Consider the following 18,885-nt stretch of genomic DNA (forward strand, 5'->3'; position numbering starts at 1 on the left):
GAGGCCCCGCGCCGAGCGAGTCGGTGCGGGGCCCTCGTCCATCGGGTGGTGAAGTACGCCGATCAGCGGTAGTTCGTGAACTGCAGTGCGACGTCGAGGTCGGAACCCTTGAGCAGGGCCTGCACCTCCTGCAGGTCGTCGCGGCTCTTGCTCGTGACGCGCAGTTCGTCACCCTCGATGCGGGCCTTGACGCTCTTGGGGCCCTCGTCGCGGATGATCTTGCTGATCTTCTTCGCGTTCTCGCTCGAGATGCCCTCCTTGAGTTTCGCCTCGAGGCGGTATTCCTTGCCGGAGAGTTTCGGCGTCGGTTCGTCGTCGCCGTAGTCGAGCGTCTTGAGCGACACACCACGCTTGACGAGCTTCGTCTGCAGCACGTCGAGGACGGCGAGCGTGCGCTCCTCGGAGTTGGCCTTCATGACGATCGATTCCCCGGAGAGTTCGACCGACGCGCCGACGTTCTTGAAGTCATAGCGCGAACTGATCTCCTTCGCGGCCTGGTTGACCGCGTTGGCGACCTCCTGCTTGTCGATCTTGCTGACGATGTCGAACGAGCTGTCTGCCACGGTTTCTCCTTCGTTGAACGCGGGCGCTGCCTGCGCCTCATTATGCCGTGACGCCGATCCCGTGCCGTCGCGCCACCGTCCCGCCCGCGGTCGAGCCGACGTCCCAGCCAGCGTCATGCCTTGACGGCGACGCCACCGCGCCGCCGTGACCTCGCACACCCGCGCGTGCCCTGCCGATTCGCTCAACGGCGCGCGCTCTTGCTATGGTTTCCGAGCACGCGCGCCAGGTTGCCCGAGCGGCCAATGGGAGCGGACTGTAAATCCGTCGCGAAAGCTACGAAGGTTCGAATCCTTCACCTGGCACCACAGATGCACCGAGAGCCCTGCAGATTCGTCTGCGGGGCTCTCGTCTTGCCAGGCCCGTCTGCCGAGTGGGCGCCATGCTCACGCAGCCGGCGGCTGTCCGATCGCCTCGACGTTGCTCACGCATGACGTCGGCAGAGGGCCACCGTAGACATGCGGAAACTTCTCGCTGCCCACCGCGCCGGGGAGCGCGGGTTCGACGCGAACCTCGAGCCCCGCCGCGACGATGGCGTCCGCGTCCAACGTCAGCAGCACCAGCAGCACGTCGATGTCCGAGTAGAACCGCTCGAGCGTCGGCCGCACCTGCTCGGGGAAACTCGCGTGCAGGTAGCCGACCTGCTCGATCGTCATGCCGATCGTCGACCACACGTACTCGCCGCTCTCGAGCGCGTCCCGCCACTCCTCCGCCACCGCGATGTGCTGAATCGTTCTCATGCGCGACACGATAGACGGGCATGATGGGCACATGGCCTTTCGCGCAGATTCCACCACTCTTCCCCGCATCGGTGTCACCGGTGTGACGGGTGCCGTCGGCGGCGCCGTCGCGCGCCTCGTCTCGGCACCGGGACGCCCGGTTCGCTTTTTCCTGCGCGACGTCTCGCGCCTGCCACATCTCGGTGACGTCGACGGTGAGAGCGAGGTCGCCGTCGCCGAGTACGGAGCCCCCGACGCCGCCGCCGCGCTCGAGGGCGTCGGCACCCTGTTCATGGTGTCGGCGGCCGAGAGCCCGACGCGCGTCGAGGAGCACCGCAACTTCGTCGACCAGGCCGCGAAGGCGGGCGTGCAGCACATCGTCTACACCTCGTTCCTCAATGCGGCGCCCGATTCGACGTTCACGCTCGGGCGCGACCACTTCGCGACGGAGGAGCACATCAAGGCCTCCGGCATGGCGTGGACGTTCCTGCGCGACAGCTTCTACGCCGACGTCTTCGAGCACTTCGCCGACGAGGACGGCGTCCTCCGCGGCCCGGCGGGTGACGGACGCGTCGCGCCCGTCGCCCGAGCGGACGTCGCCCGTGCCGCGCACGCGGTGCTCCTCGCACCGGGCGAGCACTCGGGCCGCACGTACGATCTCACCGGCCCGCAGGCCCTGACGCTGGACGAGATCGCCGCCATCCTCAGCGCGGGTCGCGACCGCGACTTCCGCTACGAACCCGAGACGATCGAGCAGGCGCGCGCGTCACGGCAGAAGTACGACCCGCAGCCGTTCGAGATGGACGCATGGGTGAGCACCTACACGGCGATCGCCGCGGGGGAGCTCGACGTCGTCAGCAACGACGTGCGACTGCTCACCGGGCAGAAGGCGATGACGTTCGAACAGCTCGTCGTCTCCAGCGAACCGGTGCGCTGAGCCCCGGGACGCCCCCGCGTGCGGCCAGGCACATCACCAGACGCGCGGACAGAACGCCTGACGGGCGCCTCACCAGCCAGGTGAGGCGCCCGTCAGCATTCGCGCCGCGATGCGTCGGCCCGCCGAAGCGCCCTGTAACCCGCGAGGCGTCGAACCCGTCGTCAGGCCGTCACACCCGCGCGGTCCTGACCGAGGTCGATGAGGTCGTTCTCGAGCCACGACTCGGGGATGCCGAACGCCTTCGTCAGGTCGACGGCGTGGGGACGCAGCTCGGCGCACAGTTCGTTGATGCGCGTCGTGACGGCCTTCGAACGTGACGCCGTGATGCGGCCGTGCTCGATGAACCAGCCCTTGTCCTCCTCTATCGACGCCAGTGCGTAGAGGTCGAACACCTTCGCCATGAGCTCGCGCGCCTCGCCCTCGGGCATGGCCTCGAGGCCTTCCTTGAACGCTTCGAAGATCCGCAGGTCGATGTCGGCCTTCGCCGCGGCGAGGATGTGATCCTGGGCCGCGTTGAACACGGCGAACCCGTCGCTCTTGCCCGCCTTGCGCAGCCGCATCGCGGCCGTCTCGAGCAGGTGCGACGCGCGCTCGGAGAACATCGACTCCTGCCAGCCGCGTGAGTCGAGCGCCGTCTCGTCGTTGCGCGGCGTCGCGCCGTCGATGAGGCGCTGCAGGCCGGCACGCTTCAGCGTGTTCTCGACGAGTCCCTCGACGGTCTGCGCGGTGACCTTCGCGATCGTTCCCGCGATGTCGAGATCGCCCCACTGGTCCTTGTACTCCGTCAGCAGCCCCTTCGCGACAAGCTGCATGAGGACGGTGTTGTCGCCCTCGAACGTCGCGAACACGTCGACGTCGGCGCGCATCTGCGTCAGCCCGTTGGCCGCCATGTACCCGGCGCCGCCGCACGCCTCGCGGCACGCCTGGATCGTGTCGAGCGCATGCCATGTCGTCTGCGCCTTCATGCCGGCGACCCACGCCTCGAGTTCCCGCTGAGCGTCCTCGTGGTCGGCGCCGGGCGTCTCCTTCTCCGACGACGTCGCTGCGTCCTCCAGTTCCTGCAGGCGCGCCGTCATGGCATTCTGCGTGAAGCGCAGCGCGAACGACTTCGCGAGGCGCGGCAGCAGCTTGCGCTGATGCGCGAGGTAGTCGAGGACGACGAGTTCGTCGGGCGAGCCGGGAGCGGAGAACTGACGCCGCTGGTCGCCGTAGCGGACGGCGATGGCGAGCGCCTTCTGCGCCGCCGCACCCGCGCCGCCGCCGACGCACACGCGGCCGCGCACGAGCGTGCCGAGCATCGTGAAGAAGCGCCGGTTGATGTTGTCGATCTCCGAGACGTAGGTGCCGGTCTCGTCGATGCCACCGAACTTGTCGAGCAGGTTCTCGCGGGGCACACGGACGTGGTCGAACGCGATCGTGCCGTTGTCGACGCCGGGCAGCCCGCCCTTGACGCCGTTGTCGCCGATCGTGACGCCCGGCATCGGGTTGCCGTCCTCGTCGCGGATCGGCACGACGACGACGTGGACGCCCTTGCTCGGGGTCTCCTCCTCGCCGTCGGCGACGTCACCGACGCTCGGGACGACGAGCTGCGCGAACACGGCGGCCGCGCGTCCGTCCTTGGCGGCGTTCCCGATGTACGTCTTCGTCGCGGAGACAGTGGGGGAGTGCACGACGATCTCGTCGGTCTCCACGTCGTACGTCGCGGTCGTCTCGACGGCGGCGACGTTCGAGCCGTGGCCGACCTCCGTCATCGCGAAGCAGCCCATGAGCTTGCCGCTCATGATGTCGGGCACGTACGCGGCGAGGTGCTTGTCGGTGCCGAGGCGCGAGACGGCGCCGCCGAACAGACCGAACTGGACGCCGTTCTTGATGAGCAGCGACAGGTCGCCGTAGGCCTCCATCTCGAACGCGACGCAGGACGCGCCGTAGTCGAGCGTGCCGCCGTACTGCGTCGGGAAACCGATCGAGCCGTACCCCTTGTCGGCGAGCGCGAGCACCTGACGCGTCACTCGCTCGCGCTGAGCCTCGATCGACTCGCCGGGCGTGCCACTGATGGCCTCCCACGGCAGCTCGCCGCGGATCCGCTCGCGCAGGTCGCGCCACGGCCCGTCGAGCGCGATGCGCATCTGCTCGACGACGTCGTTCGTCGCGGGCGCGGGCGAAGTGTTCTCGGTCGTGGTCTCGGGAGTCGTGCTCATGTCGTCCTCCTTGTCGGCCGCGGGCGCCGCGGTGCGGCCTGCGGGTGAGAGCTGCCTCGGAACGGATCGTGTCATCCGGCCGGGTCGAACGTCGGTGTTTCGTCGGATCGGGCAGTGTCGTCGTGGATGCTTCGCTCGTCGCGTCCGGTGTCGGCGGGGCGGTCGGGTTGGTCGACGCCGCCGGGGCCAGCAGTAGCGATGTGCGCATCGGCCGGCCCTGGCGCGTCTCGCGCCAGCGCCCCGGCGAGGCCGCCGTGGGCGAGCGCGGCGAGGTGGGCGGCGAGTTGCGCGCGACTCAATCCGCCGGGGCTCTCCAGCCACCGGTCGGCCGATTCCTTGACGAGGCCGACGACGCCCCACGCGAACGCTCGCGCTCTCCCGCGAGCTTCCTCGGTGTCGGGGCCGAAGGCCAGCAGGAGGTCGAAGAGGTTGTCGGCGATCCGTCCCGAAAGGCCGGTGACGGGATCGCCAGGACCCTCCGGCAGCGTCACGTCCGGGCGCCTCACGACGAACCGGTACACCTCGGGATCGCGTTCGACGAGGCGCAGGTAGGAGTCGATGACGGCGCCGAGCATCGCGGGCCCGGGCGTGCGTCGCGCGGACGAACCGGTGGCGCGGGCGTCGCCGTCACCATCCGACGTGGCGCTCGCGGCCGCGTCGATCTCGGCGAGGATGAGCGCGTCGACCGATTCGCACACGGCGAGGTAGAGCCCCAGCCGGTCGCCGAGGTGACGGTAGATGACGGTCTTGCTCGTGCCGGCCTCGGCCGCGATCTCGTCCATCCCCACCCCGGCGCCGTGACGGCGGATGGCGCGCAGGGCGGCGTCGACGAGCTCGCGACGGCGGGCGACGCGATGGGCGGCCCAGCGCGCGTCGCGTCCGTCGGGTTGGGCGCTCGATGCTCGGGTGGTGGTGGACATGCCTGACACGGTATCGCGTACGCGCCGTACCTGCTACTGTCCGTATCGGTAAGTTTTGACGAGTGCTCACGTCCGCGCGGCCTCGTCATCGACTCGCGCACGACCCACCACGACTCAACCGGAGCGATTCATGACCACGATCCGTGACGCCTACGTCATCGGCGGCAACCGCATCCCGTTCGCCCGCTCGGGCGGCGCCTACCTCAAGGCCTCCAACCAGGACATGCTGACGGCGGCCCTCGACGGCCTCGTCTCGCGCTTCTCCCTCTCGGGTGAGCGCCTCGGTGAGGTCGTCGCCGGTGCCGTCATCAAGCACTCGCGCGACTTCAACCTCACGCGCGAATCCGTCCTCGGCAGCCACCTCGCGCCGACGACGCCGGCCTACGACATCCAGCAGGCCTGCGCGACGGGTCTCGAGGCTGCGATCCTCGTGACGAACAAGATCAAGCTCGGCCAGATCGACTCGGCGATCGCCGGTGGCACGGACACGACGTCCGACGCGCCGCTCGCACTGAACGAGGGTCTGCGCAAGACGCTCATGAAGGCGAACTACGCGAAGACGACGCCGGATCGCCTCAAGGCGTTCGCCTCGATCCGCCCGAACCAGCTCGCGCCCGAGCAGCCCCGCAACTCGGAGCCGCGCACCGGCCTCGCGATGGGCGACCACATGGCCATCACGGCCAAGGAGTGGGGCATCACGCGTGAGGCCCAGGACGAGCTCGCCGCCGCGTCGCACCAGAAGATGGCCGCCGCCTACGAGCGTGGCTTCTTCGACGACCTCATCACGCCGTTCCTCGGCCTCGCCAAGGACAACAACCTGCGTCCCGACAGCACGGCCGAGAAGCTCGCGAAGCTCAAGCCGGTCTTCGGCAAGGGCGAGGGCCTGACGATGACCGCCGGCAACTCGACGCCGCTGACGGATGGCGCCTCGGCCGTGCTGTTCGGCAGCGAGGCGTGGGCGAAGGAGCGCAATCTGCCGCTGCTCGCCCGTTTCGTCGACGGCGAGGCCGCCGCGGTCGACTACGTCGACGGCAAGGAGGGCCTGCTCATGGCCCCCGCGTACGCGGTGCCGCGCCTGCTCGCGCGCAACGGTCTGAGCCTGCAGGACTTCGACTTCTACGAGATCCACGAGGCGTTCGCCTCGACGGTGCTCGCCACGCTCAAGGCCTGGGAGAGCCCCGAGTTCTGCAAGGACAAGCTCGGTCTCGACGCGCCGCTCGGCTCGATCGACCGCAGCAAGCTCAACGTCAACGGAAGCTCGCTCGCCGCGGGCCACCCGTTCGCGGCCACCGGTGGCCGCATCATCGCGCAGCTCGCCAAGCAGCTGCACGAGAAGGGCTCCGGCCGCGGCCTCATCTCCGTGTGCGCCGCTGGTGGCCAGGGCGTCGTCGCGATTCTGGAGGCAGTGTGATGGCTGACGGTTACTCGAACTTCGTCAACAACGGTTTCGGCAAGAAGCTCGCCAAGCAGATCGGGCTGCCGCAGCCGCCCGTCCTGCGCCGTTACGAGGTCGGTCAGGACCTGCTCGACGGCCCCGCCGCCGTCGGCACGGTCGGTTCCGGCGTCGTCGGTTCGACGGCCGCGGCGATCCTGCGCGGCTCCGGCGCCGACGTGGTCGACGCCACCGCAGAGGCGACGTACTCCGACAAGCTCGGCGCGTTCGTCATCGACGTCACCGCGGCGACGAAGCTGACCGACCTCGAGACGTTCCGCGAGATCGCCATCCCGGCGGTCAAGGCGCTCGGCAGGTCGGCGCGCGTCATCGTCATGGCGACGACGCCGTCCGCGCTCGACGACGTCGAAGCCGCCGCGACGGCGCAGGCGTTCGAGGGCATCACGCGCTCGATCGGCAAGGAACTGCGCGCCGGCGGCTCGGCGAACCTGTTCTGGATCGACCCCGACGCCCAGGGCGACGCGGCCGTGCTCGAGGCGCCGCTGCGCTTCTTCGGCTCGAGCCGCTCGGCGTATGTGTCGGGTCAGCCGATCCGCATCCGCAAGCACGCCGTCACCGAGGTCGCCGACTGGCACCAGCCGTTCGCAGGCCAGGTCGCCGTCATCACGGGTGCGGCGCGCGGCATCGGCGCGCAGATCGCGCGCGTGTTCGCCCGCGCCGGTGCGCACGTCATCGCCGTCGACATCCCGGCCGCCGGGGACGCGCTGAGCAAGGTCGCCAACGAGATCGGCGGCACCTCGCTCGGGCTCGACATCACCTCACCCGACGCGGGCGCGAAGATCGCCGAAGCCGTCGCCCGTCACGCCGACAAGCTCGACGTCATCGTCCACAACGCGGGCATCACGCGCGACAAGCTGTTCGTCAACACCGACGAGGCGCGCTGGAACTCGGTCGTCGACGTCAACCTCGGCGCGCAGTTCCGCATCAACGAGGTGCTGCTCGACCCGGCGACGAAGGGTGGTCTCAAGGACGGCGGACGCATCGTGTCGGTCGCCTCGACCTCCGGTATCGGCGGCAACCGCGGTCAGGCGAACTACGCGGCGTCGAAGGCCGGCGTCATCGGCATGGTGCGTGAGCTCTCGGAGAAGCTGGCCGAGCGCGACATCACCGTCAACGCCGTCGCGCCCGGCTTCATCGAGACCGACATGACGTCCAAGATTCCGATGGCGACGCGCGAGGTGGGCCGCCGCCTCAACTCGATGATGCAGGGCGGCAACCCGATCGACGTCGGCGAGGCCATCGCGTTCTTCGCCGAGCCGGGCTCGGCGGGCGTCACCGGCCAGGTGCTGCGCGTGTGCGGGCAGAGCCAGATCGGAGCCTGACGTGACGCGCACGATCGAGCTGAAGGGCGAGCCGAAGCTCGGCCCCATGTTCGCGAAAGCCGTCGTCACCGGGTCGAAGCGCAAGGGGCGGACGCTGCCCGACCTCGAGGTCGTGCGACGCGACGTGACGCCGAGCGTCGCGGACGTCGCCGACTACGACGCGGTCTGCGGGTTCGCGCTGAGCAACCGGGTGCCGAGCACGTACCTGCACGTGCTCGTCTTCCCGCTGCAGGTCGCGCTCATGTCGGATCCGGGCTTCCCGTTCGCCCTCATGGGTTCGGTGCACCTCGAGAACACGATCCGTCAGCACCGTCCGGTGCTGTTGGGCGAGACGCTGGAGCTGCGCGCGCGGGTCGAGAACCTACGCCCGCACTTCCGTGGTGCGCAGGCCGACCTCGTCGGTGAGGCGTACGTCGACGGCGAACTCGTGTGGGAGGACCGCTCGTCGTACCTCTTTCGCGGCGCGAAGGTCGACGGAGAGGTGCCGCCGAAGGTCGACGAGCCGGACGCCATCGACGGTTTCGGTGCAACGTGGCGCCTCGCCGGCGACCTCGGACGCCGATACGCGAAGGTGTCGGGCGACGTCAACCCGATCCACATGAACCCGCTCGCCGCGAAGGCGCTCGGCTTCCCGACGACGATCGTGCACGGCATGTGGAGCAAGGCCCGCATGCTCGGCGCGCTCGAGAACCGGTTGCCCGACGCCTACGAGGTGAACGTTGCGTTCAAGAAGCCGGTGCTCATCCCGTCGACGGCGCGTTTCATCGCGCAGTCCGCGGGCAGGCCGGGGTCGTTCGACCTCGCGCTGCGCAACGCCAAGAAGGGCACGGAGCACGCTCGGGGCACGATCCGTCCGCTGTGAGGCACACCCCCTGAGACGCGGGATCCCGACGGTATGACGTGCCGTCGGGATCCCGCGTCTCGTGCGTGGCACGTCTCGGCGCCGGGACGGTGACGACGACCCGATCCCGACTTCGTGGGGCGATCCGCGGCGGCACCGCGTCCGGCGCCGTGGTCTCGTCGATTTCGTGTTCGTTCGGGCGCCGTGTAAGGTGTTCCTCGCGCCTGAAACGCGCTGAGCAGCTGAAACAGCCTCGGCGGTAGTGGCGTGAGGCCCCTATAGCTCAGTCGGCAGAGCGTCTCCATGGTAAGGAGAAGGTCAACGGTTCGATTCCGTTTGGGGGCTCGCGTGAGCGCCGGAGACGGCGACCATGGCATGGCGGGGTAGCTCAGCTGGTTAGAGCGCACGACTCATAATCGTGAGGTCGCGGGATCGAGTCCCGCTCCCGCTACCAAGTTTTTCCCGACAGTCTGTCTCACGACAGTTTTCGACTTTTTTGAGAGTAGGTGTAGGACATGGCCTCGAAGAGCGCTGACGTTCGCCCGAAGATCACGATGGCTTGCACCGAGTGCAAGGAGCGCAACTACGTCACCAAGAAGAACCGTCGGAACAACCCCGACCGTCTCGAGCTGGCGAAGTACTGCAAGCGCTGCACGAAGCACACGGCTCACCGCGAGACCCGCTGATCTCGTCTGAACCACACGTCACGGCCGTCACCCCTCGAGGGTGACGGCCGTTTCGCAACCCCGCCCCATCTGCGATTCCCGCCCCATCGGCGAATCCTGTCCACCTTCGCGATTTTCGTCCCCATCTGCGATTTTCGGTCACATGCGTCTGACGTCCGTCGTGCTGCCGTCTTAGAACCTATGCGCGCCTCGACCTCGCGCCTCTCCGACTTCCGAGTAACGCCGAGGCACCTCTAGCGTCGAGACATGCCAGTGAACCCGGCGGTCGAGGGCCGCACCTACCGCATGCCGCAGGCGCACGTCGTCACGCGCGATGAGATCGTGACGTTCGCCCGCGCCGTCCGCACGAGCGACGACCGTTGCCTCGACGTCGACGCCGCCCGCGCCGCGGGCCACACGGACATCGTCGCGCCGACGACGTTCGCCGTCACGCTCGCCCAGCAGGCGGAGGCGCTCTTCATGCGCGATGAGGAGGCCGGCGTCGACTTCTCGCGCCTCGTCCATGGTGAGGAGACGTTCACGCATCACGCGCCGATCGTCGCGGGAGAGGCGCTCATCGCCGAGACGACCGTCGCGCGCGTTCGCTCGGCCGGCGGACACGACATGGTCACGCTCGCCACCGCCGTCACGACCGCTGATGGGTCGCATCGAGCTGACACGACGAGCGTCGTCGTCATCAGGGCAGAGGAGGCACACGCATGAGCGAGCACGAACACCGCAGCGTCGACCTCACGTCCGCGAGCGCGGGCGACACGTTGCTCGAGACGAGCGAAACGCTTCGACGCGCCGATCTCGTCGCCTACGCCGACGCCAGCGGCGATCAGAACCCGATCCACCAGGACGAGGCGTTCGCCAAGAGCGTCGGCCTGCCCGACGTCATCGCCCACGGCATGCTGACGATGGGGCTGGTCGCCTCACGCATCGAGGAGCTGGCGCAGGGGCACTTGATCGTCTCCTTCGGCACCCGCTTCGCCGCGCCCGTCGTCGTGCCTGCCGGCGGCGATGCACGCGTCGACATCGTCGTCTCGCTGTTCTCGCGCGACGACGACGCGGGCAGGGTGACGCTGGACGCGGCGGTGTCGGTGGCAGGCACTAAGGTCTTGAGTCGAACGAGAGCAGTCATCCAACTCTGATCGAGGTCTTCATGCAGGAGCAGTTCGACGTCCCGCTCGCGAGCCTGACGACGATGCATGTCGGTGGCCCTGCTCGACGTCTCGTGGTCGCGGAGACGATCGACGAGATCGTCGACGTCGTGCGCGAGGTCGATGACGCCGAGGAGCCGCTGCTCGTGCTCTCGGGCGGTTCGAACCTGCTCATCGCGGACGAGGGTTTTCCCGGCACGGTCGTCAAGATCGCGAACGACACCCTCGAGGTCGAGCACGACTCCGACTGCGGGGGCGTGACGGTTCGTGTCAGTGCCGGCATGGTGTGGGACGAGTTCGTCGCGTACGCTTGCAGCCACGACTGGTCCGGCATCGAGGCGTTGTCGGGTATCCCGGGGCTCGTCGGCGCGACGCCCGTGCAGAACGTCGGCGCGTACGGCCAGGAGGTCGCGCAGACCGTCGCGAGCGTACGGACGTACGACCGTGTCACCCAGCAGATCAAGACGTTCGCCAACGCCGACTGCGACTTCACCTACCGTCACAGCATCTTCAAGAACACCCCCTTCCGTGACGGCGACGCGAGCGGTCGCTACGTCGTGCTCGACGTGTCGTTCCAGCTGCGCAAGGCCGATCGCAGCCAGCCCATCGCGTACGCGGATCTCGCCGCGGGGCTCGGCGTCGAGCAGGGCGATCGCGTTCCGCTCGCCGACGCCCGCGAGGCCGTCCTCGCCCAGCGTTCCAAGCGCGGGATGGTCGTCGTCGAGGCCGATCATGACACCTGGTCGTGCGGTTCGTTCTTCACCAACCCGATCGTCTCCGAACGCGTCATGGCGCGCATCCGCGAGCGAGCGGCCGAGCGCCTCGGCGCCGACGGACCCACACCGCCCGAGTTCCCCGCCGGCGCGGCGCACCCGGGGTTGCTCAAGACGTCGGCGGCCTGGCTCATCGACAAGGCCGGCTTCGGCAAGGGGTACAACATGCCCGGCCCGGCGGCGTTGTCGACCAAGCACACGCTCGCTCTGACGAACCGTGGCGATGCCAGCGCATCGGACGTCGTGGCCCTCGCCACCGAGATCGTCGACGGCGTCGAGGCCGCGTTCGGCGTGCGTCTCGTGCCCGAGCCCGTGTGGGTCGGGCTCGAACCGATCGCCTGACCCGCTCCGCCCACCTCCGGCGTCCGCGCACTCGATGCTCGAGCGCGACGCAGCAATCTGGGAGGCCGGCTGAGCGCTCAAGCAGGCGGTGCGGCGAGCCAGGCGTCGATGTCGGCGTCCGCGGCCGCGACGACGTCCGCCGGCGCGTTCGAGATCGTGAAACTGTCGCGCGCGAGCTGGGCGAGTTCGGCGTCGCTGAATCCGTGGACGTCGCGCGCGGTGCGGTACTGATCCGTGAGGCGTGAGCCGAACAGCAGCGGGTCGTCGGCGCCGAGCGCCATCCGCGCGCCTGCGTCGAACAAGGGACGCAGGGGCACCTCCGGGGCGCTCTCGTACACGCCGAGTGCCACATTGCTGCCGGGGCACACCTCGAGCCCGACGCCGGCATCGACGACGCGCGCCAACACCTCAGGCGATTCCGCGGAACGCACCCCGTGCCCGAGCCGCGTGGGGTGCAGCGCGTCGAGCGTCTCGCTCACGGCGTCGGCGCCTAGCAGTTCGCCCCCGTGGGGCAGTGAGGCGAGGCCCGCGTTGCGCGCGATGCGGAACGCCGGCGCGAACGCGGAGGTGTCGCCGCGGCGTTCGTCGTTGCTCAATCCGAAGCCGACGACACCGCCGGCGTTCTTCGCCGCGAGCCGGGCCAACGTCCGCGCGTCGAGGGGATGCCGTAGCCGTGACGCCGCGACTACGACGCCCACCCCGATGCCGTGACGCTCACCGGCCCGCGCAGCTTCGTCGAGCACGATCTCCAAGGCGGGTGTGATGCCGCCGACGAACGGTGCGTAGGACGTGGGGTCGACCTGGATCTCCAACCATCGTGAGCCCTCACGCGCATCGCTCGCGGCGGCCTCGTCGACGATGCGGCGCATGTCATCCTCGCTACGCACGCAGGCGCGGGCGGCGTCGTAGAGGCGTTGGAAGCGGAACCAACCCCGCTCGTCGCGGGCCGATGCGAGCTGAGGAGGCCAGCTGCGCCTCAGGCTGTCCGGCAGCCGGACGCCGTGCGTCACGCTCATGTCGAGCAGGGTGTCGAACGCCATCGAGCCGGTGAAGTGCAGGTGCAGGTGCGCCTTCGGCAGGGCGTCGAGGTCTCGCCGGGAGCGGCTGGGGGAGGTGTCGCGACTCGTCACCCGCTCATCCTGTCACCGCCCTCGCGCGACGGCTGCCGCGCATCACGCACGGGGGAGGGCCAGATTTCCGTTCGAGCGTCGTCGTCCCGTACAGTTGGGGGTCGACACGGCACTCAACCGCCGCGTCGCGCGGGTTCGCTCGCGAAGGGCACTAGCTCAATTGGCAGAGCACCGGTCTCCAAAACCGGGGGTTGGGGGTTCAAGTCCCTCGTGCCCTGCACAGCGTATTGATCCGAGAGGGCGGGGCCGTGGCAGATTCCGATGTCGTGACGGGGGCTTCCGTCGCGGGTGAATCTGAGCGCCGCGGTTTCTTCGGCCGCATCCTGTTGTTCATCCGGCAGGTCATCGGCGAGATGCGCAAGGTCGTTTATCCGACGCGTGACGAGTTGACGACGTACACGATCGCGGTCCTGGTCTTCCTCGCCGTCATCATGGCGTACGTCAACGGTCTAGACTGGCTGTTCACGCGTGCGGTCTCCTGGGTCTTCGGTTCGAACTGAGTCCCGGGCCATCTCGAAGATTCGCCGCCTGAGCGCCCCCGCGGGGGCCGCGCGGGCGGCGTTCGTGTGAGAGCACGCGACGTACGTCCCCACATGTGAAGGAAGCAGGTCGATGACCGAGCAGAACCCCGAGCAGCTTTCGCCGGCTGCGGCGGAAGAGGCCGAATTCGCGGCGGGCGCTGTGCGCACGCCTGACGCTGACCTGGCGCCCGAGCAGGGCGAAGTCGGCGAACTGCCGAGCGCCGCCGAGGCCCACGCCGACGACGCCGAGCGCGAGGTGGAGCAGGAGGCCGTCGTCGACGCCGAGGTCGCCCCGGCCGAGCAGGCTGACGCGGTCGACCCTCGCGAGGCGTTCATCGCGGAGCTCAAGTCGCAGTTCGGTGACTGGTACGTCATCCACTCCTACGCGGGCTACGAGAAGCGTGTGAAGACGAACCTCGAGCAGCGCATCACGAGCCTCAACATGGAGGATTACATCTTCCAGATCGAGGTTCCGATGGAGGACTACACCGAGATCAAGAACGGGCAGAAGAAGTCGGGTACGCGCGTGCGCATCCCGGGTTACGTGCTCGTGCGCATGGATCTGACGGACGAGTCGTGGGGCGCAGTGCGTCACACCCCGGGTGTCACGGGCTTCGTCGGCAACGCGCACCAGCCGTACCCGTTGTCGATCGACGAGGTCGTCACGATGCTGAACCCGACGTTCGAGGAGCCGGAGGCTTCGGCTGAGGGTGCGGCCGCGTCGAGTGGCTCCGCGTCGTCGGCGTCCGCGGATGTCGACTTCACCGTCGGCGAGTCCGTCACCGTCATGGAAGGCCCGTTCGAGACGTTGCCCGCGACGATCTCCGAGATCAACGCGGACACGCAGAAGATCAAGGTGCTCGTGTCGATCTTCGGTCGCGAGACGCCGGTCGAACTGGGCTTCAACCAGGTCGCGAAGATCTGATCCTTCGACCTGCCGCGCGTTTCGTCGCGGCGGTCGTCGTCAACCTCTCATCGCCTGTCCGGGTGGTGAGGATGCAACCGGGTCATCGCCCACGGCGTCGGCCCATGACAGGAAAGAGGTGGCTTCATGCCTCCGAAGAAGAAGGTTTCCGGTTTCATCAAGCTGCAGATCCAGGCCGGTGCGGCGACGCCGGCTCCGCCGGTCGGTCCGGCGCTGGGTCAGCACGGTGTGAACATCATGGAGTTCGTCAAGGCGTACAACGCTGCGACGGAGTCCCAGCGCGGCAACGTCATCCCGGTCGAGATCACGGTCTACGAGGACCGTTCGTTCACGTTCATCACGAAGACGCCGCCGGCTGCTGAGCTCATCAAGAAGGCTGCGGGCGTCCAGAAGGGTTCCGGCGAGCCGCACAAGACGAAGGTCGCGCACCTGTCGGCGGATCAGGTTCGTGAGATCGCGCAGCAGAAGATGCAGGACCTCAACGCGAACGATCTCGACATGGCGTCGCGGATCATTGCGGGTACGGCGCGTTCGATGGGGATTACCACCGACTGAAAGTGCACCGCCGGTACGGGCAGTGATGTTCGTACTGCCGTGACGTTCCGGCGGGGTGCGTTCAGTCGAGGAAAAGTGTCTGAGAGTGCATCCTCGGTACGGGCAGTGATGTTCGTACTGCCGTGACGTTCCGGCCGGGGTGCGTTCAGTCGAGAAAAAGTGTCTGAGAGTGCACCTTCGGTACGGTCGGTGATGTTCATGCCGCCGTGACGTTTCGGCGGGGTCGATCAGTCGAGAAGAAATCGTCTGACGGTTCTGCCGGTTCGACGCAAGCCCCTGGCCCTCACCTGGGTCAGGGGCTTCGTGCGTCCGTCGCCGATTTCACCCCACCCCCGCACGTCACGTAAGATCAACCGGTTGCCTGTGTGGCATCGCGGCGTCAGGATCGACCTGGTGTCGGGGGCGCGGAGCCCGAAAGTGGTTGGGCCGGCGCTGGCTCGTAGAACCACGATCTCCCTGTTGAAGGAGTTTGAGATGAAGCGCAGCAAGACGTACCGCGCGGCGGAAGAGAAGATCGAAGAAGGCAAGCTGTACTCGCCGCTCGAGGCTGTTCGCCTCGCGAAGGAGACGGCCGGCACGAAGTTCGATTCGACGGTCGAGGTTGCGATGCGCCTCGGTGTCGACCCGCGCAAGGCGGACCAGATGGTTCGTGGCACGGTGAACCTGCCGAACGGCACGGGTAAGACGGCTCGCGTCCTCGTGTTCGCGAACGGTGACAAGGCTGCGGCGGCTGAGGCTGCCGGCGCCGACTTCGTTGGTTCGGATGACCTGATCGCCAGGGTTCAGGGTGGCTGGACGGACTTCGACGCCGTCGTCGCGACGCCGGACCTCATGGGCAAGGTCGGTCGCCTGGGTAAGGTGCTCGGTCCGCGTGGTCTCATGCCGAACCCTAAGACGGGCACGGTGACGATGGACGTCGCGAAGGCCGTCGGAGACATCAAGGGCGGAAAGATCGAGTTCCGGGTCGACAAGCACGCGAACCTCCACTTCATCATCGGCAAGTCCTCGTTCGACGAGAAGGCTCTCGTCGAGAACTATGCGGCTGCGCTCGATGAGATCCTGCGGCTGAAGCCGTCGGCGTCGAAGGGTCGTTACATCACGAAGGCCACGATGGCCACGACGATGGGCCCTGGCATCCTGATCGACCAGTCGCGCACGCGCAACCTCATGGAGGACGGCGCCGAGCAGGCCTGATCGGCTTCTCGCTCGATCGCTCTACGTGAGCGGTCGACGCTTCTCGACGGGCGAGGCCCGCATCCCGATTCGTTCGGGGTGCGGGCCTCGCCTGTTGTGCCGTCCAGATCACGTGGCCGGCCGCATGACGTCAGAACGGGGTGACGGTCATGCGGACGATCTGCGGGTCGTGGTCGGAGTCCTGGTCGGGGAACTCGCTGTTGGTGTGGACGATGTCGTAGTTGAACGGCGGCTTCCCGAGGCCGAGCCAGGGCTGGGCGAGCTTGGGGCTGAGCAGGATGTGGTCGAGGATCTGGCTGTTGCCCTCGTACACGTACGAGTACCGCTCGTTGGCGGGCAGGGTGCGCGGCAGGTCCGTCATCGCTGTCTTGCCGTTTCCGGCGAGGATGTCGGTGGTCCGGCTGAACTCGAAGTCGTTGAGGTCACCGAGCGTCACGATGCGAGCGTTGGGGTCGGCGGCGAGCAGCTTGTCGATGAATCCGCGCACGACGGTGGCCTGCGCGTGGCGCTGCGTCTCGGACGAGCGCACGGGCTGCTGCCAGCGGCCGAAGAGCGGGTCGTCGCCGCCCTTGCTGTTGAAGTGGTTGGCGATGACGTACACCTTCGTCCCGCGGAACTTGAACTCGCCGACGAGCGGCTTGCGCGAGTCGGTGAAGGCGGTGTTCGTCGGGTCGATGCGGCCGGGCGAGACGGTGAGGTCGGTGAACAGGCCACGCCCGGTGACGCCGGTGGCCGTCGTCGCGCCGGGGGTTCCCTTGTCGACGAACGACGTGCCGCGGTCGGTGCGGTAGAGGAACACCTGGCGGATGTTGCCTCCGGGCTGGCCTCCGTCCTTGCCGTTCTCGGGGTCGACCCAGCGCGCCTGGTACGTCGGGCCGCCGGCGGCCTTGATGGTGTCGACGAGCTTCTTGACGGTCGTGGACGAGTCGACGGTGCCGTCGTTCTGGGCGCCGTTGTTGTCCTGGATCTCTTCGAGCGCGAGGACATCGGGGGAGTGCAGGTTGCCCGTGATCTGGCCGGCGAGGCGGTCGTACTTCGTCTGGGGGTCGCTGGGTGCGAGGTTCTCGACGTTGAATGTCGCGACGGCCATCTCGAACAGGCCCTGGGCCTTCGTCGTCTCGCGCTTCAGGCCGGCGCTGCGGTGCCCCGCGACGTCGGTGACGTGCACGTGCGGCATGGCGAAGGAGTAGTCCATGATGCCGGTGGTGCGGCCGGTGTAGACGTCACCTACGGTGCTGACGGGCAGCGGGTTGGCGGGCTTGGCCTGGTCGTCGAGGATGACGCGCATCGCGTTCGGGTGGTCGTAGCCGGAGTAGAGCACGCCACCGCGCGGCGTGGTCAGCGCGTCGACGTTCTGGCCGGGCACGACCGGGGTCTCGCGGTACTTGGGGTTGGTCGGGCCGACGGCGCGCGCATCGTCGAGGGCGACGCGCATGCCTTCGAGCGACTCGTCGAAGTCGATCGCGTTCTTCGTCGGGTCGAAGGTGGCCGCTGCCGATTCGACGTTCTTCGGGTCGCCCGACTCGACGTTCTGCTGTGGGGCGATGCGGTCCTTGCCGAGGACGGCAGGCGCCGGCAGCGCCTGCCCGGACGCGGTGACGGTGACGACGGGGCTCGTCAGCTGCGTCGTCGTCAGGTTGTCGTTGCCCGAGGCGCCGCCCGGTCGGAATTCGGAGACGGTGGCGTCGACGCTGACGGCGTCACCGACGACGGCGGTGGGCGCGGTCTTGGTGTAGACGAAGACGGCGTCGCTCGTCGCGTCGTCGTCGTCGCTCGGGGCCTGCATCCAGAACCCGGTGGCATTGATGGCGGTGACGACACCGCTGACCTTGCTGACGCGCTCGTCCCTGAGCGGCGAGAGGTGCGAGGAACCCTGGATCTGCTGGATCGTCACCGTCGACGGCTCGTGCGGCGCCTGCGGGGTGCAGGCCGTCGCGCCGGCCGCCGACGACGTCGGCGTCGGGGTGCCGACGGTGAAGTCGACAGCGTTGTCGTCGGTGTCGGTGCACTCGCTCTTGCGGAAGACGGATGTCGAGTTCGTCGTCGCGGGGGCAGGGGAACCCTCCGCGACGCTCGCCCCGCCCCAGCCGACGAGGTCGACGGTGGCGCCGTTCGGGTCGACGATGGCGACGCGGCCCGCGGTGCCCGACATCGCGATCGTGCCCGTCACGTCAGGATTCTCCAGGGCGGGCGCGGACGCGTTCGCGCCGTCGGCTTCCTTGACGAGGAAGTGGTGTCCCGGTGCGACCTGGCCGCTGAGCGGAGTCTTCTGGGCGCTCGTGCCCGACGCGGACCAGTACTGGACGCTCCAGCCGGTGAGGTCGACGGGCGCGCTCGAGGTGTTGTAGAGCTCGACGAAGTCGCTGCGCAGCGGTGCGCCGCTGTTGCCGCCTCCGCCGAACACCTCGCTGATCGTGACGGTGGTCGACGCAGCCTGCGCCGAACCTGCGGTGGACAGCGAGAACGACGTCAGCCCCGCGACGGCTGCGGCGACGGTGACGATGGCGGTGGGGCGCTGGGGAAGCAGTGGCATGAGGGGCTTTCGTTGGTTCAGCAACAGGACGAGCTGACAGTAGGCGGCGGGCCGCGGCGCGCAGGGTGCGTCATCGTGGCCAGTGGGTGAACAGTTGGTGCAGCGACTCTGCTGGGGACTTGTGCACCCACAC

Annotated in this window: 18 protein-coding genes and 4 tRNA genes; 16 read left to right on the forward strand and 6 right to left on the reverse strand. The window is 68.3% G+C overall.

Annotated features, from left to right (window positions below):
* Positions 1 to 62: 62 nt before the first annotated feature.
* On the reverse strand, positions 63 to 563 hold the full coding sequence (locus tag EDC82_RS03300) for a YajQ family cyclic di-GMP-binding protein (RefSeq protein ID WP_062258586.1): 501 nt from the start codon (positions 561 to 563) through the stop codon (positions 63 to 65).
* Between the two features lie 222 nt (positions 564 to 785).
* On the opposite strand from EDC82_RS03300, the gene EDC82_RS03305 reads away from it, so the two are divergent.
* Positions 786 to 869, forward strand: a tRNA-Tyr gene (locus EDC82_RS03305).
* 78 nt (positions 870 to 947) lie between these two features.
* Here EDC82_RS03305 and EDC82_RS03310 read toward each other — a convergent pair.
* Positions 948 to 1,301: a DUF952 domain-containing protein gene (locus tag EDC82_RS03310; RefSeq protein WP_131940612.1), complete on the reverse strand. Its 354-nt coding sequence runs from the start codon at positions 1,299 to 1,301 to the stop codon at positions 948 to 950.
* Between the two features lie 31 nt (positions 1,302 to 1,332).
* Here EDC82_RS03310 and EDC82_RS03315 point away from each other — a divergent pair, with 31 nt between their 5' ends.
* Positions 1,333 to 2,217, forward strand: a complete 885-nt coding sequence (locus tag EDC82_RS03315) for an SDR family oxidoreductase (RefSeq protein WP_131940614.1) — start codon at positions 1,333 to 1,335, stop codon at positions 2,215 to 2,217.
* A gap of 161 nt (positions 2,218 to 2,378) precedes the next feature.
* Here the strand turns inward: EDC82_RS03315 and EDC82_RS03320 are convergent, their stop codons facing one another.
* Complete coding sequence (locus EDC82_RS03320; protein ID WP_062258663.1) at positions 2,379 to 4,415, reverse strand: acyl-CoA dehydrogenase; 2,037 nt, start codon at positions 4,413 to 4,415, stop codon at positions 2,379 to 2,381.
* 71 nt (positions 4,416 to 4,486) lie between these two features.
* Positions 4,487 to 5,335: a TetR/AcrR family transcriptional regulator gene (locus EDC82_RS03325; RefSeq protein ID WP_131940616.1), complete on the reverse strand. Its 849-nt coding sequence runs from the start codon at positions 5,333 to 5,335 to the stop codon at positions 4,487 to 4,489.
* A gap of 130 nt (positions 5,336 to 5,465) precedes the next feature.
* Here EDC82_RS03325 and EDC82_RS03330 point away from each other — a divergent pair, with 130 nt between their 5' ends.
* The 9 genes from EDC82_RS03330 to EDC82_RS03370 all read left to right on the forward strand — a co-directional run bounded on the left by EDC82_RS03330 (position 5,466) and on the right by EDC82_RS03370 (position 11,894).
* Positions 5,466 to 6,746, forward strand: a complete 1,281-nt coding sequence (locus EDC82_RS03330; protein ID WP_062258594.1) for an acetyl-CoA C-acetyltransferase — start codon at positions 5,466 to 5,468, stop codon at positions 6,744 to 6,746.
* Entirely contained in the window at positions 6,746 to 8,110 is a 1,365-nt protein-coding gene (locus tag EDC82_RS03335; RefSeq protein ID WP_200829274.1) for a 3-oxoacyl-ACP reductase, read from the forward strand. The genes EDC82_RS03330 and EDC82_RS03335 overlap by 1 nt, the downstream gene beginning before the upstream one ends.
* A gap of 1 nt (position 8,111) precedes the next feature.
* The gene (locus EDC82_RS03340) at positions 8,112 to 8,972 is read left to right on the forward strand and encodes a MaoC/PaaZ C-terminal domain-containing protein (protein WP_200829275.1); all 861 of its coding nucleotides are present in this window, start codon (positions 8,112 to 8,114) and stop codon (positions 8,970 to 8,972) included.
* A 251-nt stretch (positions 8,973 to 9,223) separates the two neighbouring features.
* Positions 9,224 to 9,296, forward strand: a tRNA-Thr gene (locus EDC82_RS03345).
* A 32-nt stretch (positions 9,297 to 9,328) separates the two neighbouring features.
* Positions 9,329 to 9,405 (forward strand) — tRNA-Met (locus EDC82_RS03350).
* A 61-nt stretch (positions 9,406 to 9,466) separates the two neighbouring features.
* Positions 9,467 to 9,637 carry a 50S ribosomal protein L33 gene (gene rpmG / locus EDC82_RS03355; RefSeq protein WP_006946127.1) on the forward strand — a complete coding sequence of 57 codons (171 nt, stop codon included), beginning with the start codon at positions 9,467 to 9,469 and terminating at the stop codon, positions 9,635 to 9,637.
* Positions 9,638 to 9,883: 246 nt separating this feature from the next.
* Positions 9,884 to 10,339 carry a MaoC family dehydratase N-terminal domain-containing protein gene (locus EDC82_RS03360; RefSeq protein WP_074040615.1) on the forward strand — a complete coding sequence of 152 codons (456 nt, stop codon included), beginning with the start codon at positions 9,884 to 9,886 and terminating at the stop codon, positions 10,337 to 10,339.
* Complete coding sequence (locus tag EDC82_RS03365) at positions 10,336 to 10,770, forward strand: MaoC/PaaZ C-terminal domain-containing protein (RefSeq protein ID WP_006946241.1); 435 nt, start codon at positions 10,336 to 10,338, stop codon at positions 10,768 to 10,770. The genes EDC82_RS03360 and EDC82_RS03365 overlap by 4 nt, the downstream gene beginning before the upstream one ends.
* An 11-nt stretch (positions 10,771 to 10,781) precedes the next feature.
* Positions 10,782 to 11,894 carry a UDP-N-acetylmuramate dehydrogenase gene (locus tag EDC82_RS03370; protein WP_006946263.1) on the forward strand — a complete coding sequence of 371 codons (1,113 nt, stop codon included), beginning with the start codon at positions 10,782 to 10,784 and terminating at the stop codon, positions 11,892 to 11,894.
* A 77-nt stretch (positions 11,895 to 11,971) separates the two neighbouring features.
* Here the strand turns inward: EDC82_RS03370 and EDC82_RS03375 are convergent, their stop codons facing one another.
* Positions 11,972 to 13,024, reverse strand: coding sequence for an adenosine deaminase (locus EDC82_RS03375; RefSeq protein ID WP_006946103.1), 1,053 nt, complete (start codon positions 13,022 to 13,024; stop codon positions 11,972 to 11,974).
* Positions 13,025 to 13,169: 145 nt separating this feature from the next.
* Between EDC82_RS03375 and EDC82_RS03380 the strand changes: the two genes are divergently transcribed.
* The 5 genes from EDC82_RS03380 to rplA all read left to right on the forward strand — a co-directional run bounded on the left by EDC82_RS03380 (position 13,170) and on the right by rplA (position 16,219).
* Positions 13,170 to 13,242, forward strand: a tRNA-Trp gene (locus tag EDC82_RS03380).
* 30 nt (positions 13,243 to 13,272) lie between these two features.
* The gene (gene secE / locus EDC82_RS03385; RefSeq protein ID WP_006946054.1) at positions 13,273 to 13,524 is read left to right on the forward strand and encodes a preprotein translocase subunit SecE; all 252 of its coding nucleotides are present in this window, start codon (positions 13,273 to 13,275) and stop codon (positions 13,522 to 13,524) included.
* A gap of 112 nt (positions 13,525 to 13,636) precedes the next feature.
* Positions 13,637 to 14,470 (forward strand): transcription termination/antitermination protein NusG, encoded by an 834-nt coding sequence (nusG, locus tag EDC82_RS03390; protein ID WP_006946230.1) that lies wholly within the window; start codon positions 13,637 to 13,639, stop codon positions 14,468 to 14,470.
* 126 nt (positions 14,471 to 14,596) lie between these two features.
* The gene (gene rplK, locus EDC82_RS03395) at positions 14,597 to 15,025 is read left to right on the forward strand and encodes a 50S ribosomal protein L11 (RefSeq protein ID WP_006946271.1); all 429 of its coding nucleotides are present in this window, start codon (positions 14,597 to 14,599) and stop codon (positions 15,023 to 15,025) included.
* 474 nt (positions 15,026 to 15,499) lie between these two features.
* Positions 15,500 to 16,219 (forward strand): 50S ribosomal protein L1, encoded by a 720-nt coding sequence (gene rplA, locus EDC82_RS03400; protein WP_038567056.1) that lies wholly within the window; start codon positions 15,500 to 15,502, stop codon positions 16,217 to 16,219.
* A 130-nt stretch (positions 16,220 to 16,349) separates the two neighbouring features.
* On the opposite strand, the gene EDC82_RS03405 is transcribed toward rplA, so the two are convergent.
* On the reverse strand, positions 16,350 to 18,752 hold the full coding sequence (locus tag EDC82_RS03405) for a lamin tail domain-containing protein (RefSeq protein ID WP_074045780.1): 2,403 nt from the start codon (positions 18,750 to 18,752) through the stop codon (positions 16,350 to 16,352).
* Positions 18,753 to 18,885 lie beyond the last annotated feature (133 nt).

Source organism: Dermacoccus sp. SAI-028 (assembly GCF_004346775.1).
GTDB lineage: Bacteria > Actinomycetota > Actinomycetes > Actinomycetales > Dermatophilaceae > Dermacoccus > Dermacoccus nishinomiyaensis.

Bases quoted from the DNA above. Each gene is read 5' to 3' on its own strand.
- EDC82_RS03325 (WP_131940616.1), bottom strand. From the start codon at position 5,335: ATGTCCACCACCACCCGAGCATCGAGCGCCCAACCCGACGGACGCGAC.
- rplK (WP_006946271.1), top strand. From the start codon at position 14,597: ATGCCTCCGAAGAAGAAGGTTTCCGGTTTCATCAAGCTGCAGATCCAG.
- nusG (WP_006946230.1), top strand. From the start codon at position 13,637: ATGACCGAGCAGAACCCCGAGCAGCTTTCGCCGGCTGCGGCGGAAGAG.
- EDC82_RS03310 (WP_131940612.1), bottom strand. From the start codon at position 1,301: ATGAGAACGATTCAGCACATCGCGGTGGCGGAGGAGTGGCGGGACGCG.
- EDC82_RS03365 (WP_006946241.1), top strand. From the start codon at position 10,336: ATGAGCGAGCACGAACACCGCAGCGTCGACCTCACGTCCGCGAGCGCG.
- EDC82_RS03360 (WP_074040615.1), top strand. From the start codon at position 9,884: ATGCCAGTGAACCCGGCGGTCGAGGGCCGCACCTACCGCATGCCGCAG.
- EDC82_RS03330 (WP_062258594.1), top strand. From the start codon at position 5,466: ATGACCACGATCCGTGACGCCTACGTCATCGGCGGCAACCGCATCCCG.
- EDC82_RS03315 (WP_131940614.1), top strand. From the start codon at position 1,333: ATGGCCTTTCGCGCAGATTCCACCACTCTTCCCCGCATCGGTGTCACC.
- rpmG (WP_006946127.1), top strand. From the start codon at position 9,467: ATGGCCTCGAAGAGCGCTGACGTTCGCCCGAAGATCACGATGGCTTGC.
- EDC82_RS03370 (WP_006946263.1), top strand. From the start codon at position 10,782: ATGCAGGAGCAGTTCGACGTCCCGCTCGCGAGCCTGACGACGATGCAT.
- EDC82_RS03405 (WP_074045780.1), bottom strand. From the start codon at position 18,752: ATGCCACTGCTTCCCCAGCGCCCCACCGCCATCGTCACCGTCGCCGCA.
- EDC82_RS03335 (WP_200829274.1), top strand. From the start codon at position 6,746: ATGGCTGACGGTTACTCGAACTTCGTCAACAACGGTTTCGGCAAGAAG.
- rplA (WP_038567056.1), top strand. From the start codon at position 15,500: ATGAAGCGCAGCAAGACGTACCGCGCGGCGGAAGAGAAGATCGAAGAA.
- EDC82_RS03320 (WP_062258663.1), bottom strand. From the start codon at position 4,415: ATGAGCACGACTCCCGAGACCACGACCGAGAACACTTCGCCCGCGCCC.